The sequence below is a fragment of the Stenomitos rutilans genome, from assembly GCF_059505485.1.
In genome coordinates this window covers 133,574-151,397 of sequence record NZ_JCACKR010000159.1, presented here as the reverse complement: position 1 = coordinate 151,397, position 17,824 = coordinate 133,574, and the positions used below count along the sequence as shown (strand labels likewise).

10 protein-coding genes are annotated in these 17,824 nt (G+C 51.3%); 4 read left to right on the top strand and 6 right to left on the bottom strand.

What is annotated here, in order from left to right; translation table 11 throughout:
- Positions 1 to 44: 44 nt before the first annotated feature.
- The 3 genes from AC5JLP_RS32065 to AC5JLP_RS32055 all read left to right on the top strand — a co-directional run bounded on the left by AC5JLP_RS32065 (position 45) and on the right by AC5JLP_RS32055 (position 1,666).
- A complete protein-coding gene (locus AC5JLP_RS32065) occupies positions 45 to 761 on the top strand; it encodes an SRPBCC family protein (RefSeq protein ID WP_496071924.1) in 717 nt (238 codons plus the stop codon).
- Between the two features lie 68 nt (positions 762 to 829).
- Positions 830 to 1,204, top strand: coding sequence for a hypothetical protein (locus tag AC5JLP_RS32060; protein ID WP_496071923.1), 375 nt, complete (start codon positions 830 to 832; stop codon positions 1,202 to 1,204).
- 69 nt (positions 1,205 to 1,273) lie between these two features.
- Positions 1,274 to 1,666 (top strand): hypothetical protein, encoded by a 393-nt coding sequence (locus tag AC5JLP_RS32055; RefSeq protein ID WP_496071922.1) that lies wholly within the window; start codon positions 1,274 to 1,276, stop codon positions 1,664 to 1,666.
- A gap of 106 nt (positions 1,667 to 1,772) precedes the next feature.
- On the opposite strand, the gene AC5JLP_RS32050 is transcribed toward AC5JLP_RS32055, so the two are convergent.
- The 3 genes from AC5JLP_RS32050 to AC5JLP_RS32040 form a co-directional block, all read right to left on the bottom strand.
- A complete protein-coding gene (locus tag AC5JLP_RS32050) occupies positions 1,773 to 2,513 on the bottom strand; it encodes an LmeA family phospholipid-binding protein (protein WP_496071921.1) in 741 nt (246 codons plus the stop codon).
- Between the two features lie 53 nt (positions 2,514 to 2,566).
- Positions 2,567 to 3,766 carry a PAS domain S-box protein gene (locus AC5JLP_RS32045; protein ID WP_496071920.1) on the bottom strand — a complete coding sequence of 400 codons (1,200 nt, stop codon included), beginning with the start codon at positions 3,764 to 3,766 and terminating at the stop codon, positions 2,567 to 2,569.
- 818 nt (positions 3,767 to 4,584) lie between these two features.
- Entirely contained in the window at positions 4,585 to 11,280 is a 6,696-nt protein-coding gene (locus AC5JLP_RS32040; RefSeq protein ID WP_496071919.1) for a HAMP domain-containing protein, read from the bottom strand.
- Between the two features lie 455 nt (positions 11,281 to 11,735).
- Here AC5JLP_RS32040 and AC5JLP_RS32035 point away from each other — a divergent pair, with 455 nt between their 5' ends.
- Entirely contained in the window at positions 11,736 to 12,062 is a 327-nt protein-coding gene (locus AC5JLP_RS32035; protein ID WP_496071918.1) for a hypothetical protein, read from the top strand.
- Positions 12,063 to 12,107: 45 nt separating this feature from the next.
- On the opposite strand, the gene AC5JLP_RS32030 is transcribed toward AC5JLP_RS32035, so the two are convergent.
- From AC5JLP_RS32030 to AC5JLP_RS32020, 3 genes are read right to left on the bottom strand one after another with little or no spacing between them, the layout of a single operon-like run.
- Positions 12,108 to 14,582, bottom strand: coding sequence for a hybrid sensor histidine kinase/response regulator (locus AC5JLP_RS32030; RefSeq protein ID WP_496071917.1), 2,475 nt, complete (start codon positions 14,580 to 14,582; stop codon positions 12,108 to 12,110).
- Between the two features lie 11 nt (positions 14,583 to 14,593).
- Complete coding sequence (locus AC5JLP_RS32025; protein ID WP_496071916.1) at positions 14,594 to 16,738, bottom strand: ATP-binding protein; 2,145 nt, start codon at positions 16,736 to 16,738, stop codon at positions 14,594 to 14,596.
- On the bottom strand, positions 16,735 to 17,742 hold the full coding sequence (locus tag AC5JLP_RS32020) for a SpoIIE family protein phosphatase (protein ID WP_496071915.1): 1,008 nt from the start codon (positions 17,740 to 17,742) through the stop codon (positions 16,735 to 16,737). Before AC5JLP_RS32020 ends, AC5JLP_RS32025 begins: the two co-directional genes overlap by 4 nt.
- Positions 17,743 to 17,824: the final 82 nt, after the last annotated feature.

The window sequence follows — 17,824 nt, the reverse complement described above, 5'->3', positions numbered from 1 at the left end:
ATCCTTCAACAAATGGAATACTGATTGCAGGAGGATTCTAAAGCATGGAAGAAGTTACAACAGTACAAAACTCCCAACCATCAACTTCTACGCCAAGTGATGCCGAGCGTTGGGCATCTGTCATTGGTGGCAGTGCTCTAGTTTTGTTTGGGTTGCAGCAGCGATCGCTGCGTGGCGTGCTTACCGCAATAGCCGGAGGAAGCCTTGCTTATCATGGTCTTCAGGGTGAAAAAAGCATTCCAGATGCCGTCGGTGAAGCCGTTGGTTTGAACAAAGTTATTCGGGCTGAAAAAACTGTCACGATCAACAAGCCTGCTGAAGAGCTTTACAGCTATTGGCACGACTTTGAGAAACTGCCCGCTTTTATGAAGCATATTCAATCGATTCAGGTAGTGGATCAGCGGCGATCGCACTGGGTTGCAAAAGCACCGATGGGACAAAGTATCGAATGGGATGCCGATATTATCGATGATCGACCAAATGAGTTAATTGCCTGGGCTTCGATCGAAGGTGCAGATGTTGATCACTCTGGCTTTGTCCGTTTTAAACCTGCTCCTGCTGATCGGGGTACAAAGGTAAAAGTTGTCACAGAATATAACCCTCCCGGCGGTGTTTTGGGCGCTGCACTTGCCAAACTCTTTGGCGAAGAACCAGAGCAGCAGATCGGTGATGAACTCAACCTCTTTAAGCAGTTGATGGAAGCAGGCGAGATTGCCACTACCGAAGGTCAACCATCTGGCAGAAACCAGATGAACGGTTAAAAGGGTCTTTCTTCTAACTGCTAAGTAACCCGTTTCAAATCTTAAATTTTTCAGGAAGGAGCATTTTTGTGATTCGTGTAACTCAATTACGCAAGCATCTTAGCGCTGTTTTAGTTGCTGTCGTACTGCTCCTAGGCTCTATCGGTTTGTTTGCTTTTCAGCCTGCGGCGATCGCGGCACCGTTGACACCTGAAGCGGCTGCCTACGAAATTGATCAAGCCAACAGTCCGGATGAAGCTCATGCAAGGGTTGAGCAGAAAGCTCAGAACTACAAAAAAGAGTTGCGAGACGACTCGGCCTATACAAAGCAAGCTGCCAGGAACGCAACTGCAAACACTAAGAATGCTCTGGAACGTGCGGCTGATAACGTTCGAGACAAGCTCAATCTGGATGAACCCGTGCCTCAAAGCACCAAAGATTTCTTGAATGATATCAAGCCATAGGTGCATGGTTGCTTCATCACCGTGACGTTTGAAACAAACTCCATTTCTACTTCTTTACAGGACAACATCATGTTACAGGACAAAATCATGAATCGTATTGCTCAATTACGCAAGTTTTTTACTGTTTTGCTACTTGCTGTGGCGCTGTTAATGAGCACAGCCTTCAGCCACGTAGTGCCTAGCGCTTTAGCAGGCGACACCCACGAAACAAACGAAATTTCTAACTTCAAGGGTGATAGCAGCAATGTGAATCGGTCTTACCATAACCTGCAAGATGCGGCTCAGGAGTTTCGGGAAGACTTCCGAACGGACATTACTAGCGGTCGCCGTAGCCCCATAAATGATCAGGCGTATGATCAAACGAATAGCCCTAAGCAAGCGGCTAAAAACATTGGCAAAAATACTCGTGGCGCTTTTGGACGTGCGGTAGATTCTGTTCAAGACGCAGTAGATCCTAGCTAACGCGTTCATCAACGCATTTAAGTTAAGACAGGCTTGAGAGTCCGTTTAGGCAGTGCCTAACGGGCTCTCAAGCCTGCTGGGGCATATATTCGCCCCTACGTATAGGTCACACAGAAGGGATTTGTACAATTTCTGTCAGTGCATGAATGACTAATTTATCCTTCTGAGCTTCCAACGTCTGAAGTTTCATTGAAGTGCCTGATAGATCAAAGTTCCGTAGATCTAACAGATGCGTAACCTGCTCAAAAATGGCGGTGATAAGTTCCTGCGTTACATCCTGCCCTTCAGCCGATAATATTTCTAAGACAATGCATTGTCCATCCTCTTCAACCCTTGGAACAGCGGTAGCAACGAGTTTTTTGTTTTCGCCTGGCTCAAGTAGCAGAAAATCGGCATTCACAATAATTTGATTGTCTCCTGGTAGTTCAATTTCTGCTTTCTCCACACTCATCGTGACCGGTTTACCTTCCAGTTGCATTTTTAAGCCACGTAATTTTGCCCGGATATAATCAGAGCTGAAGGCCCTATTCATATCACTTTCTAGCAAAACAAAGCGTGCTTCAGCATTGGTTGGATGGGTCAGCTCGACATTGCCCAACACAGCGTGCAGAGGATTGATGGATACTTGATCAGTATTGATTTCTAGAGTCTCAAGCCGTAGATCTCGTTTCATCACCAGACCTTTGCCCACGATCGCAACCGAATCAACATTTCCTTGCATTAATTTTCCTGGATCGGTTCGAATATCCACATCCATTGCTTCAGCATGATCCAGTTGACTTGACAAGCCGACTTCAACAACTTTGCTGAGTGCTTTTTCTCCCAAGTCAGCATTCCCTTCTGCCATGTATTAAACTCCTACCGTTTCCGTTACGTATTGAGATTTAGCGGCAGCCTACTTTAGTTGAGCCGCTTCGATTTTGAACAGGCATCCTTCCATATCAGATGGTTTTTGTCATCTTGAAGCAGTTTGCCTTGTTCTTGCAATTTGCCCAGTACACGAGTTACCGTCACGCGGGTTGTTCGGCAGGCCTGAGCAAAGTCTTGGTGAGTAAGGCGTGCCTGCAAGCGAATACCTTGTTCTATAGGTTGCCCCAGCGTTCGTTTAAGCAGCGTCAGAAGACTCGTTAGTCTTTCTTCCACATGAATATGTCCGTTGATAGCAAGTAGGCTTTCTGTCTGCTGGAGCCGTTGCTTTAACGATCGCAACAAAGCCTGAGCAAGTTGAGGCGATTGAGCAACCTCTGAAAGTGGAATGGCAGCTAGTTTTACGTCTGACAATGCGATCGCCTGATAAGTTTGCAACGCCGTCAGACTAGACCCAAACACCATTGGTTTTCCCAACAGCCCAACAAGCATCTCTTCGCCCCGCTCAGAGAGCGTCGTCACTTTAACCACTCCATCGGTTATGAGCCAGACAATATGAGGTTCTAGAGGAACATTTTCGCCCTTACTGTAATGCACCAACGGACGATCGAGACCAGGATTGTAGTGAGGATCATCCAGAGCGGCCTCGGCGCGCTTGCGTTCAGTATTGTCCCGCAATAACCACTGTATGTACAAGATTTCGCCGTTGTGATGACGCCGTACATTTGCCGTCAGGGTTGCATGAAAAAGACTACCTGTCTGTCGATAGAGTCGAACCGAGAAGTTGATGCCGTTGCCGACTTGAGACTTTAGCAAAACTTGAGACAGTCTGACCTGGAACAGTGGTAAATCTTCTGAATAAATCAAGCTTGTTAGAGGTTTGCCAATCAAACTTTGAGACTGTGCAAGGGTAGTAGCGCCCGCTGGATTGACATCTAAAATGACCGCTTGTGCGTCTGTCACTAGGCACCCATCGGTAACAAACTCAAATAAATTTAAGTAGCGTTGACGTTCAGTGTCTAACTCCATCTGAGCGCTTGCTAATTGCTCTGATTTTTGAGTAAGTTCCGCGATCGCCGCCCCCATCGCTTCAGATACAACGCCAAGCTCTATGAGCGCTTTTGCTAAGAGTTCGGGTGAAACCGAGTTAGACGCATGAATAGATCGGCATAATTCGGACGATCGCTCACTGGCTAATTGGGCACGTCGTTTAAGAGAAATGAGATTGCTCATATCTTGCTTGCTTTGTACTGGCTAAACAATAGTCCTGCGCCATACATAATTACACTCTCTGAAGACATAGAAAGAACGTCTTTCGATCGCAATCTTACTGGAGTGTACTAGCGGCTGTTTTTGCCCTCTTCCACATCAGGAAGGTGGAAAGATGACGTTAATGCAATGCCTTTCAATCAAGGCCTAAAGGAATGGGTTTTGGTTGTTTTAATTTTGGTTTTTCACAAGAGTCTATAGTCGTCCACATTTAGCAATTAATGTCACTTGTTAGTAAGGCAAAAGCTCAATCTAAAAGTGCGGACAGTGCTTTCGCTGTAACGCTAATCGTGATCAATAAATTTGACGCAGAAAAATGATGATAACAGCATAAGAACAGGCTCTATATAGCGATCTAATTTGAATTGTGAGCAAGGCTTTACGCAGAAGTCTTTTCTCACAGAGCCTCTCAATCTCACAACTGATTTAGAACTGCTATGTAATGTTTGCTGCTGCTGACGTGAATGATGGCAAGCAAGAAATTGCTCTCGATCAGACGCTAGCAGCGAGAGCAAATAATCCTCTCTATTAACCTCTTGATGGATTGATTGACCGACTGCGCCAAACCAACCTATAAACCTCAAGGGTTTCAAGAGCTTTATCAGTCAAGTAACTTGATATAGATAAACCACTGGACAGAATCGAGAGCTGATTTTCGGACAAGGCTGCATACTAACAAAATAGCTGACCTTAGCAGCGAGTTCAGTACGGTTTTAGACGTAAAGCAGCGCGACTTCTGCTAACAATGAGTCTTCGAGGCTCTATCACGAACGCTGACGTTGCTATTCGTAGAGCCAAACCCGCAGGAGTGACAATAACTGTTCCATATCAACGGGTTTTGTGATGTAATCGGATGCACCAGCTTCGATGCACTTTTCGCGATCGCCTTTCATGGCTTTAGCCGTGAGGGCAATCATGGGCAAGGTGCGGAACGCCTCTAGCTGGCGAATGGCATGCATCGTTTCATAGCCGTCCATCTCTGGCATCATGACATCCATCAAGACTAGATTGATGTCAGGGTCGTTTTGCAGCATGGTGATGCCATCACGTCCATTTTCGGCATACGCCACTTGCATTTGATAGCGTTCCAGCATGCTGGTGAGTGCAAAGATGTTGCGCACGTCGTCATCCACAATCAGCACTTTCTTCTGCGCGAGAACGGGATCGGTTTTCTGGAGTTGCTCCAGCATCAAACGCTGTGACGCAGGCAGATTTTCCTGCACCCGATGCAGGAATAACGCCGTTTCTTCCAGCAAACGTTCGGGCGATCGCACATCTTTCACGATAATGGTGTCGGAAAGACGTCGCAGTTCGGTCTCTTCTTGAGCGGTGAGTTCTTTGCCCGTGTAGATGATGATGGGGAGGCGCTGAAGATTTGGTCTTTGTTTGATTTGTTCAATCAGCTCAAAGCCCGTTACGTCAGGCAGTCCGAGATCCAGAACTAAACAGTCAAAATGACCTGACTGAAGTGCTTCTAAGGCATCTGCACCCGTACCGACGGCTGTACTTCTCACGTCACTGTTGCCAATAAGCTCAACAATACTGTGGCGTTGAGTTTCATCATCTTCAACCACCAGGAGATGCTTAACTGGACGTTCAACAAAACCTTTGATGTCGCTGAGAGCCTGTGAGAGCGTTTCGCTGCTAGCAGGTTTTTGCATGAAGGCGATCGCACCCAGTTGGAGACTACGCTTCTGCCCCTCTTCAACCGACATCATATGGACAGGGATGTGTCGCGTGGCAGGGTTGTGCTTGAGCCGATCTAAGACCGCCCAGCCTGTCATGACGGGCAATCGCACATCCAACATGATGGCCGTTGGTTTCAACTCTTGCGCCATTGCCAATCCCACATCACTCCGAACGGCCACCAATCCCTTGAAACCTTGCTGGCGCGCCATGTCTAGAAGGATCTGAGCAAACGTAAGGTCGTCTTCAATGATGAGGAGGACGCAATCACTGGGTTGAATAGTGTCGCGATCGTCGTCGATCGTGGGATCAGCAAGGAGGGACGTGAGAAGCGGTTCCTCTAGTGCCACCGATAGCTGTCCGTCTTCAAAAGATGGCGTAGGCTGCCAGGCCGACGGTTTTACCAGGTTACCAGGTTGTATCCTAAAGTCAGCCAGCTCTGCCTGGGAAGGGGCAAACGGTTCAGTGCGATCGTCAACTGCAACATAAGACTGCGGTAGATATAGCGTAAACGTGCTGCCATTGCCTGCTTCACTTTCTAGCTGAATCTCACCACCCAACAGTTGCGCAATCTCACGGCTAATGGATAGCCCTAAGCCTGTTCCGCCATATTTACGGGAAGTCGTGCCGTCAGCCTGTTGGAAGGCTTCAAAAATGACCCGTTGTTTCGCTAATGGAATGCCCACACCTGTATCGCGCACCGCAAACGCAATCACCGTTTCTGCCTGATTTAGCAGTTTCTGATCTTGGCTCCAACCGTGCGTAGCCACGCTGACTTGTAAATTAACATCCCCTTGCTCAGTAAATTTAAATGCATTTGCCAGCAAGTTCTTCAACACCTGCTGAAGACGCTTTGAATCGGTGTACATGAAGCGGGGCAGCGATTCATCCAGGTGAATGTGGAAATCCAGCCGTCTGGTTTGCGCCACCTGACGGAAGGTACGCTCCATATGTTTGCTGAGGTCGGTAAAGAGGGTTTGGTCAATCTCTACCGACATGGTGCCCGACTCAATTTTTGCGAGGTCGAGAATGTCGTTGATGAGGGTGAGCAGGTCGCCACCAGAGGCATGAATAGTGCGGGCATACTCAACTTGTTTAGTGGTCAAGTTGCCATCACTATTGTCGCCCAGGAGTTGCGCCAGAATCAACAGGCTGTTGAGCGGCGTGCGTAGCTCGTGGGACATATTTGCCAGAAACTCAGACTTGTACTTGGAGGTCATTGCCAACTGCGTGGCTTTTTCTTCTAAAGACTGTCGGGCTTGTTCAATTTCTCGGTTTTTGCGCTCTACTTCCTGGTTTTGCATTGCCAACAGTTCGGCTTTTTCTTCCAACTCTTCGTTGGTTTGCTGGAGCTGATCTTGCTGGTTCTTAAGCAGTTCTTCCGATGCGGTTAGGGATTGTGCCTGTTGCTCCAATCGTTGGTTGGTTTCGGTGAGTTCCTTCTGCTGGGTTTGCAGTTCTTCTGCCAAGGATTGCGATTGCTTCAGGAGTTCTTCGGTTCGCATACTGGCGGCGATCGTGTTGAGGACGATCGCGATACTTTCGGTCAGTTGGTCAAAGAACGTCAGGTGAATTTCGCTAAAGCGTCGGAAGGAGGCCAGTTCAATGACCGCCGTGACCTGACCTTCAAACAGCACAGGTAGAACGACGGCATTCAATGGAGTGGCTTCACCCAAACCAGAGCTGATTTTGATGTAATCGCTGGGCACTTCGGTGATGAGAATGCGCTCTTTTTCCAACGCGCACTGTCCGACCAGCCCTTCACCTAAATGAAACTGGTTCGCCAGATGCTTACGCTCTCGGTAGGCATAGGTGCTGAGCAGCTTGAGGTATGGGGGATGGAGTTCGCTGCTTTCCATCAGGTAGAAGACCCCGTGCTGTGCCGAAACCAGCGGTGCCAGCTCCGACAGAATCAGCTTGGAAACGGCTTCCAAATCTCGTTGCCCCTGAAGCATTCGGGTGAACTTCGCCAGGTTGGTTTTGAGCCAGTCTTGCTCGGTGTTCTTCTGAGTTGTTTCCCGCAGGTTGGCAATCATCTGGTTGATGTTGTCCTTCAGGATGGCGACTTCCCCTTCGGCTGCCACGGAGATCGATCGGGTCAGGTCACCCTTCGTCACCGCGGTTGCCACCTCTGCAATTTCGCGCACCTGAGTGGTGAGATTTGCCGCCAGCTCGTTCACGTTGTCGGTCAGGTCACGCCACGTTCCTGATGCACCCGGCACTTTTGCCTGACCACCCAGCTTCCCTTCAATGCCCACCTCACGGGCCACCGTTGTCACCTGATCGGCAAAGGTCGCCAGCGTGTCAATCATCTCGTTAATCGTATCCGCCAGGGTTTCAATTTCACCCTTTGCTTCCAGCATCAGCTTCCGTTTCAGGTCGCCATTTGCTACAGCGGTCACGACTTTGGCGATGCCTCGCACCTGCGCTGTCAGGTTGCCTGCCATGAAGTTCACCGAGTCGGTCAGGTCTTTCCAGGTGCCTGCGACCCCGCGTACCTCTGCCTGACCACCCAAAATCCCTTCGGTTCCCACTTCTCGCGCCACCCGCGTTACCTCAGAGGCAAAGGAGTTAAGCTGATCCACCATCACGTTAATGGTGTCTTTCAGGTCGAGAATTTCGCCCTTCACATCCACCGTAATTTTTTTAGAGAGGTCGCCGTTGGCTACCGCTTTCGTCACTTCGGCAATGTTTCGCACCTGCGCTGTGAGGTTCCCCGCCATTGAGTTTACGTTGTCGGTAAGGTCTTTCCAGGTACCCGCTACGCCTCGCACATACGCCTGCACGCCTAGCTTCCCTTCCGTACCCACCTCGCGTGCCATCCTGGTTACCTCAGAGGCAAAGGAACTAAGCTGATCCACCATTGTATTGATGGTGTTTTTCAGCTCTAGAATTTCGCCCTTCACATCCACCGTGATTTTTTTGGAGAGGTCGCCATTGGCTACAGCGGTCGTCACTTCCGCAATGTTTCGTACCTGTGCGGTGAGTGAGCCTGCCATAAAGTTCACGGAATCCGTCAGATCTTTCCAGGTGCCTGCAACCCCGCGTACTTCGGCCTGTACGCCCAGCTTGCCCTCCGTTCCCACTTCGCGCGCCACCCGTGTCACCTCAGAAGCGAAGGAATTAAGCTGATCCACCATCGTGTTGACGGTGTTCTTCAGCTCCAGAATTTCGCCCTTCACATCTACCGTAATTTTCTTCGACAGGTCACCGTTCGCAACTGCCGTCGTGACCGCCGCAATATTCCGTACCTGGGCGGTCAAACTGCCTGCCATGAAATTCACCGAATCCGTCAGGTCTTTCCAGGTGCCTGCAACCCCACGGACATCGGCCTGCACGCCCAGTCGCCCTTCGGAACCCACTTCGCGCGCCACCCTGGTTACCTCAGAGGCAAAGGAACTGAGTTGATCCACCATGACGTTGATGGTGTTTTTCAGCTCTAGAATTTCGCCCTTCACATCCACCGTGATTTTTTTGGAGAGGTCGCCATTGGCTACAGCGGTCGTCACTTCGGCAATGTTCCGTACCTGGGCGGTCAAGTTGCCTGCCATCGAGTTCACGGAGTCGGTCAAGTCTTTCCAGGTGCCTGCTACGCCGCGTACTTCTGCCTGCACACCCAGCTTGCCCTCCGTACCCACTTCGCGCGCGACCCGCGTTACCTCAGAGGCAAAGGAACTGAGTTGATCCACCATGACGTTGATGGTGTCTTTTAGCTCCAGGATCTCGCCCTTTACCTGCACGGTGATTTTCTTGGAGAGGTCGCCATTGGCTACAGCGGTCGTCACTTCCGCAATATTTCGTACCTGTGCCGTCAGGTTGCCTGCCATTGAGTTCACGGAGTCCGTCAGGTCTTTCCAGGTGCCTGCTACGCCTTTCACGTCGGCCTGTACACCCAGCTTTCCTTCGGAACCCACTTCGCGCGCCACTCTGGTGACTTCCGAGGCAAAGGAGTTGAGCTGATCCACCATGACATTAATGGTGTCTTTTAGCTCCAGGATTTCACCTTTCACATCCACGGTGATTTTTTTGGAGAGGTCGCCGTTGGCTACAGCGGTGGTCACTTCGGCGATGTTCCGCACTTGCGCCGTTAAGCTACCTGCCATGAAGTTCACGGAGTCCGTCAGGTCTTTCCAGGTGCCTGCTACGCCTTTCACGTCGGCCTGACCACCCAGCTTGCCTTCGGAACCCACTTCTCGCGCCACTCTAGTGACTTCCGAGGCGAAGGAATTGAGCTGATCCACCATGATGTTGATGGTATTTTTTAGCTCTAGAATTTCACCTTTGACATCCACCGTAATTTTCTTGGAGAGGTCACCGTTGGCGATCGCCGTTGCCACCTCTGCAATATTTCGCACCTGTCCGGTCAGGTTGCCTGCCATCGAGTTCACGTTATCCGTCAAATCCTTCCAGGTACCTGCCACGCCTCGGACTTCCGCCTGCACGCCCAGTTTGCCTTCCGTACCCACTTCTCGCGCGACCCGTGTGACCTCCGAGGCAAAGGAATTGAGCTGATCCACCATTGTGTTGATGGTATTTTTTAGCTCTAGAATCTCACCTTTCACATCCACCGTAATTTTTTTGGACAGATCGCCATTGGCTACGGCGGTGGTCACTTCGGCGATGTTCCGTACCTGTGCCGTTAGGGAGCCTGCCATGAAGTTTACGGAGTCCGTCAGGTCTTTCCACGTACCAGCCACCCCACGGACTTGTGCCTGACCACCCAACTTACCGTCTGCGCCCACTTCGCGCGCCACCCGCGTCACCTCAGAGGCGAAAGAGTTGAGCTGATCCACCATGATGTTGACGGTATTTTTCAGCTCTAGAATTTCGCCTTTGACATCGACCGTGATTTTTTTGGACAGATCGCCATTCGCTACAGCCGTGGTCACTTCGGCAATGTTCCGCACCTGTGCCGTCAGGTTGCCTGCCATCAAGTTCACGGAGTCGGTGAGGTCTTTCCAGGTGCCCGCCACGCCTTTTACTTCTGCCTGCACGCCCAGTTTGCCTTCCGTGCCTACCTCGCGCGCGACCCTGGTGACTTCCGAGGCGAAAGAGTTAAGCTGATCCACCATCACATTGATCGTGTCTTTTAGCTCCAGGATTTCACCTTTGACATCCACCGTGATTTTTTTGGACAAATCGCCGTTCGCTACAGCGGTCGTCACTTCGGCGATGTTCCGGACTTGTGCGGTCAGGTTGCCTGCCATCGAGTTCACGCTATCGGTGAGGTCTTTCCAGGTGCCCGCCACGCCTTTTACTTCTGCCTGTACACCCAGTTTGCCTTCCGTACCCACTTCGCGTGCGACCCGCGTGACCTCAGAGGCGAAGGAGTTGAGCTGATCCACCATCGTATTGACAATGCGTGCCGTTTGGAGGAACTCCCCTTGCAAGGGTCTGCCATCGATTTCGGTGGCGATCGTCTGTGACAAATCCCCATTCGCTACCGCCCGAATCACCCGCGCCGTTTCTGCGGTCGGCTGCACCAGGTCGCTAATGAGCGTGTTCACAGAATCAACGCTGGCTTTCCAGGAGCCTTTCGCACTGCCCAGAGAGGCGCGTTCATTGATTTTGCCTTCTTTACCCACCACCGTACCAATATGCTCTAGCTCGCTGGTGAGTCGCTCATTCATATCAATGATGTCATTGAGCGTATCGGCAATTTTGCCCGCAATCCCTGTCTGGTCGATCGACATGCGGACTGAAAAATTACCTTTTTTAATCTCTGTCAGAATATTTAAGAGCTGCTTTGGGTCGAGATTATCTGTATTGGCAGGTACTTGTGCAGTGGGCATGGCAAAATCCTTTTCACAGGAGAGATGGCTGTTACGAATGCTGGCAATCATGTGTGCCAATGGCAGAGCAACAATCAACCTGGGGCAGAACCGCAGGAAGCATGATAAGTACTCATTATGGTTGAGGTGTATCTCGAAGGGGGTCTGTCTTAAGGTAGAGGATAGATGGCGATTGGTTAACTTCAGGACTTATACCAATTTGAATTGAAAATGCGACACATCCTGTAGGGGCAAGGCATTGCCTTGCCCCTACCCACCGATTGATCTGTAGCCGTCATTCTTTAAATCGGTATTACGCAGTTACCCCCTTTTCTTGTATGCCCAAAGGGCTTTAAGCCTCCAATTCTGGGGGACTTTAAGTGCTTACTCCCCCAAAGTTGGGGGTAGGGGCAGTTTTGCGAGAATGTGCGTAAGTCCTGAACTTAAATCTTGTACCATTCTCAAGAGAACGTCTTTTGCCCCCGACCAGCAACATGGATGATGTAGAGCTAAAGCTTGATGATTTGATTGATACCGTCGTTAAGGCGATCGTGAGTGCCTATCAAACTCAGGACTTGGACAATGCTCTGGTGATCCGAGATGAATTACAGCGACTGCCCAGTGCCTTGACCACAGAAGTCATTAACGGGGTGATTCTTCGTCTGGTGCAGACCGATCCCGATCTGTGTCGCTGGTTTCTTTTGGATGTCTTTCTTCGTGAAGCTGACCCCGATGGGCGGGCGGATGTGGCAGAGCGCATCAACCTTCTCATGGCAGATCTAAAGACACAGCAAGATCGGTAGAGGTTCAATGTCAGGCGATCGATCGAGCTTCGACGTTGCTACGCGCTAGGAGTATTCCACAGTACGAACCTTGCCACGCGTTTCCATAAACGTCCTGATCGTTTGCATCAGGAGTTCTGGCTCCACGGGTTTCGTCAGGTGCTGCTGAAAGCCAGCGGCAAGCGCTTGCTTCTGGTCAATTTCGCCTGCATAGGCCGTGAGCGCGATCGCGGGAATGCTACTGCCCTGCTCAGCCGTTTGCGCTCTAATCTGACGCATTAAAGCATAACCGTCCATTGTAGGCATTCCAATATCGCTAATCAGCAAATCAAAGGTGGTGTCTCTCAAGCTACTCAGGGCTTCACTAGCTGAGGCAACTTCCGTCACGCTGGCTCCATATTGTCTGAGCAAAAAGGTAATTAACTCGCGCGAATCGCGATCGTCATCGACAAACAGCACGTTCAAATCATGCAGATCCAGATGGGAGTCATGATGAGACACGGTATGCTCTGGATGTAGTTTTGCCACCGTCATAATGGGAAGCTGGACGACGAACGTTGCGCCCTGGCCGTCTCCAGGACTGGTGACACAAACAGTACCACCGTGTAGCTCAACCAGATGACGCACGATCGCGAGACCCAGCCCTAAGCCGCCAAAGCTGCGCGTCGTTGTACTATCGGCTTGGCGGAAGTAGTCAAAGACGTAAGGCAAGAAGTTGAGAGCGATGCCTTTTCCCGTATCCTTGACAGTGATCTGAGCGTAGGAAAGGGAGTGGAGGGTGAGGAGTGGAGAGTGGGGGGACGTTTGCGTAGCGGCTCCGAATGCATCAGGGTGGGTGACATGTAACGTTCCGTGTTCCCCCACCCGTTGCCCCATGCTGATAGCCTCTTGTGCATTCTCGACCTCGACCTGCTCTAGCCGTACCTCAATGTCACCTCCGTGAGAGGTAAATTTTACGGCGTTGGTAAGCAAATTCCACATAACCTGTTGCAGACGGCTGGAGTCGCCCAATACTTGCCCAACCTCTGGTTCCAGCATGGTGTGGATTTGAATGTTTTTTGCCTCAGCCGCAAGGCGCACCGTTTCAAGCGCCGCTCTGATGGTAACCGCTAAACTGATTGAACCTTTGTTTAAGCTCAACTTGCCTTGCAAAATGCGGGAGACATCCAGCAAGTCTTCGATGAGTTGTGCCTGTAGTTTGGCATTGCGCTCGATCGTCTCCAGGGCGTACTGCGTTCTGGCTTCGTCCTGCTGGCTTGTTTGCAAAATTCTGGCCCAACCCAAAATGGGATTGAGGGGCGATCGCAGCTCATGGGACAATACCGCCAAAAACTCATCTTTGATCCGATTGGCGGTTTCAGCTTGCTCACGGGCAGCTTGCTCACGCGCCAGCAATTGGTCACGTTCAGCGTCTGCGTATTTTTGCTTTGTGATGTCGCGCGAGATTGCCAGGAGTTGAGTTACCTGTCCAGAGGCATTCTGCACGGGCGTGACAATGCTGTCCCACCATTTGGGTATGCCCTTGTGAGTAGGGAGGTAGCCTTGAAACTGTCCGGTATGGCCTGCTCTAGCTGCCGCGATCGCCGTCTTCGCCTTTTCATGATCCTCGCCTTGCCAAAAGTCAAGCCAGGGAGCGCCCAAAATGAGTGTTGGGTCTTCAATCTCCAAAAGCGATAGTCCGCCTGCATTGATATAGGTAATTTCGCTGTTAAACGTTAAAACTTTAATGCAGTCTTTACTGCTATCGAGGATGCGTTGCTTCAGTTCTTCACTTTCTCGCAACGCCGCTTCGGCCTGTTTGCGATCGGTAATATCTGTCAGGATAAAAACAGCTCCAGTAAAGGTACCATGCTCATCCAAAACGGGATCCATTGTTTTGGCAAACCATCGTCCTTGCGCCTGAAATTCTACAACTTGGCGCTGCTGTGTTTCTTTGGCGAGGCGAAAGCAGGTACCACTTCCCATACCTAGCGTTGCTGCCATTGACTCATAGTGAACCTGACCTAAGAGGGCATCGCAAGGCTTGCAGAACAATTGGCTCATGGCCTGGTTGCAGCGTAGAATTTTACCTGCCTGGTCAACCAGGCATACACTGTCATTGATCGAGTCAAACGTAGTTTGCCAGCCTCGTGCAGATGACAGAGCCGACTCCTCTGCCTGACGAATGCGGAGCAGCGATCGCACCGTAGCGACCAGTTCAATGGGGTCAACGGGCTGCGCGAGATAGGCATCTGCACCGCTATCTAAGCCTTGGGCTTTATCATGGCTTTGGGTAAACGTAGCCGAAAGGTGCAGCACTGGGATAAAAGCTGTTTCAGGGTTAGCTTTGATCTGGCGGCACACTTCAAAGCCGCCTAAGTCGGGCAATTTCACATCCAGAATGACTAAGGCTGGCTGATGCTCGGCGATCGCGGCCAACCCTGCGGCCCCGGTTGCGGCCTCCACAACGACAAAGCCTGCCTGCTGCAAAATCCGCGTAACCACATACCGATTGGCCTCGTTGTCATCAACGTGCAGGATGGTTAACTGTGGCTCAGGCATAACCGTTCTCCTTACGCATCTAAAACGAGTCCTGCCCTAACCAGCGCCGCTCGAAGGGGTGTTGTTGCGCCTGCCTGAGCAGTCGTTTCTTTTGACAGAATGGCAATACTCTGTGCCGCTAAGCGACGTTGCGCTTCTGCATCCAACTGCTCTGCATCCAATTGTATAGAGGAGTGAATGATCACGGGAATCGATCGAGTCGTGGCGGTTTCCTTAAGGCGATCGAGGACAGCCAGTCCATTCACATCTGGCATTTCGAGGTCAAGCAAAATGGCTTCTGGCTGTTCGCGTTCTGCCAGCGCCAACCCTTCCTGTCCGTTTGCGGCTTCTAAAATCTGCAAGGGAGTGCTTGCCAATACCTGTTTCACCACATATCGGTAGGCTGGATCATCATCAATGAGTAAGAGCGTTTGGGCGTTGCCCTGCTTAACTAGCGTATTGATCTTGTTGAGCAAGGGCAATCTCTCTACAGGCTTAATTAAAAAGCCATCTGCTCCCAGTGCCAGCGCCTGCTTCTCGTTATCAACGACTGTAATAACCAGGACAGGAATCGCGCGAGTGGCGTCATCGCTTTTGAGTTCGCGCAAAAATGTCCAGCCGTTTTGCCTATCAAGCAGAATGTCGAGCACGATCGCCGCCGGGCGCAGTTGCTGTAGGGCTTGCCTCGCCTCTGCTAGCGTTCGCGCTGCAATGAGCTGATAGCGTGACTCTTGTAGATGCTTCTCGTAAATAAAGAGCGTTTCGGTATGGTCTTCAACGGCGAGAATGGGTAGATGGGTTGCTTTGAGCGGGGTGGGTGGTTGCAGAGGAGGGCGCTCCGTTACATGGGGGTAGACGATCGGCAGCGTCACGGCAAACATAGACCCCTGCCCTGGCTGGCTACGCACCGAAAGACTGCCACCCAGCAGCTCTGCCAGCTTCCGAGACAACGGCAAGCCCAATCCCGTCCCTTTCACCTGCTTTTGCAGATGAGACTCAATTTGCACAAAATCTTCAAAAATGCGCTCTTGATCGTCAGGCGTAATCCCAATTCCGGTATCAGACACCGAGAGCGTGATCAGATGGTCGGTCTTTCGGGCGCTCACTCGCACCTCTCCCTGCTCCGTAAATTTGAGCGCATTGGAGATAAAATTCCGGATAATTTGAGCGACTTTGCCCTCATCGCTGTAGAGCGTTGGCAAGCCATCGGGTTCCTCAAAGATGAGCGCTACCGATGCGCCTTCGACCAATAAGGGGCGCAGCATACCTCTCAAGGTGCCAAATAAATCGCTGACTGCAAAGGCACTGGGACGCACCTCGGTTTTGCCCGCCTCGACCTTAGCCAGATCCAGCAGATCGTTCACCAGTTCCGACAGGCCATCTGCCGCATGTTGAATAAAGGTGACTTGCTTTTCTTGTTCTGCGGTCAGGTCGCCATCCATCCGAGCCAGCAGCATCCGAGAGAGCGACAGGACAGAGTTAAGCGGTGTGCGAAACTCATGGCTCATATTGGAGAGAAAGCGGGTTTTTAGCTCATTGGCCTGTTGCAGGGCGTTGGCCTTCTCATCCAGTTCGGCATACAGAGCCACCACGCCGCGATTAGTGTCTTCTAATTCTTGATTGAGCTGGGTCAGTTCTTCTTCTCGCTTCCGCAAATCTGCCATTGCCCGCAGCAGTTCCTGGTTTTGCCGCTGAATTTCGTCGTAGGGGTTTTGGGGCGATCGCGCCATCACCGCCTCTCGAAGCTGCTGCAAGTGTGAAGCGGTTAAAATGGGTGCCTGCTTTGGCAACCACTTACCCACGATCACGGTCGTTCTCTCGTCTGGCGGCGATTCAATCTCAAAGAAATCTACGAGTCTGCGAGTGCCGACAATGCCCACACCTATTCCTGTGGAAGAGGCATAGCGCCCCTCCAAAACGTCATCACGATGGGGAATGCCCACCCTTTGATCTTGCACCCGCACCAGAAACATTTGCGGATCGCCTTCTACGCTATAGGCAACGGTGCCGCCACCCGCATACTGAAACGCATTGCGGGCAAGCTCTGACACAGCGGTTGCCAGTCGCACCTGGTCTTGAGTTTCAAAGCTCAACTGCTCGGCAAGTTCGCGCGTTCGCTGCCGAGACTGCACCACATCCTGTTCATAGTGCACGGTAAGGGTGAAGAGGGTTGTCATAGGCCCTTTCCTTTGGCGACTACTACGGTCACATCGTCGCGCTCTCGGTGAAAGTCTCGGTACAGCACCCCAGCGATCAGGCTGGGATGTTTTTGGCTCAAGCCTGGGTAGCGATCGAGCTTCCACTGAGTGCCCAAACCATCAGAATGCATAATCAAAAGTCCCTGCTCGTACCAGGGGTAGGTAAACTCTTGAATTTTACGCACCTCATGCCCGACTGTACCATTGTGAGAGACTAAGCTGCGGTGCTCCGTGGGAGAAGACAAACTCGCTGCAATATTGCCAATGCCAGCAAAGCGAACCGACTGGTGCTCAAAATTGATTTCAGCGATCGCCAGTGCGGCACCCCTGGTACTGCGTAGAGCCGCGTGGGCGGCTTCAATCATCAGATGGGGCGATCGGTGATGCTGCTCCTGAAATACTCTCAAGGCGGCAGCCGCAGCGCTGGCAGCAGCAGGCCCATGCCCCAGGCCATCGACTACTAACAGCAAACAACGGTGATGCTCTCCCTGGCACGTCCAGGCATCGCCCGAAACCGTCTCGCCCCGCTTTGGTAGACACACGCCACTCACCTCTAGAGCCTTCTCGGACGGATGGTGGGTTGCATCTGCCCAAAGTTGGGCCAGGATAGCTGCTCCCTGCGTGGGAGGGGCATAGATCTCAAAGAAGCTAGAGAGGCGATGAACCGCACCCAGCCCATTGCCTGCGGTGCCATTAGTAGAGAAGCCGTCTTTCAGGCACTCATCGACATCGATCATTCCCCGGCCTTGATCGAGCGCTAAGATCTCGATGCCAAGGATGGACTGTTGCTCAATCGCTTGGAGTAAGACCATACCGCCGCCCCCATGCTGTACGAGATTGTTCGCAAGCTCAGTGACTACAAGGCTCACTTTGCCCCGCTCTAATGCATTGAAGCCAAGGTGAGCGACCAACACCAGCGCTGCGCGTCGGGCTTCGCCTATTTGACTTGATTCAGTAATGGCAATGGCGATCGATTCTTTCATGTATTAGTCATCGCTTATCCCTCAAAACACTTAACTATGTACGCTATCGATCATAGACCGAGTTTGCCTGCTTGCTCATCCC

Coding starts and splice junctions, on each gene's coding strand:
- AC5JLP_RS32065 (WP_496071924.1), top strand. CDS start 45: ATGGAAGAAGTTACAACAGTACAAAACTCCCAACCATCAACTTCTACG.
- AC5JLP_RS32055 (WP_496071922.1), top strand. CDS start 1,274: ATGTTACAGGACAAAATCATGAATCGTATTGCTCAATTACGCAAGTTT.
- AC5JLP_RS32050 (WP_496071921.1), bottom strand. CDS start 2,513: ATGGCAGAAGGGAATGCTGACTTGGGAGAAAAAGCACTCAGCAAAGTT.
- AC5JLP_RS32045 (WP_496071920.1), bottom strand. CDS start 3,766: ATGAGCAATCTCATTTCTCTTAAACGACGTGCCCAATTAGCCAGTGAG.
- AC5JLP_RS32040 (WP_496071919.1), bottom strand. CDS start 11,280: ATGCCCACTGCACAAGTACCTGCCAATACAGATAATCTCGACCCAAAG.
- AC5JLP_RS32030 (WP_496071917.1), bottom strand. CDS start 14,582: ATGCCTGAGCCACAGTTAACCATCCTGCACGTTGATGACAACGAGGCC.
- AC5JLP_RS32025 (WP_496071916.1), bottom strand. CDS start 16,738: ATGACAACCCTCTTCACCCTTACCGTGCACTATGAACAGGATGTGGTG.
- AC5JLP_RS32020 (WP_496071915.1), bottom strand. CDS start 17,742: ATGAAAGAATCGATCGCCATTGCCATTACTGAATCAAGTCAAATAGGC.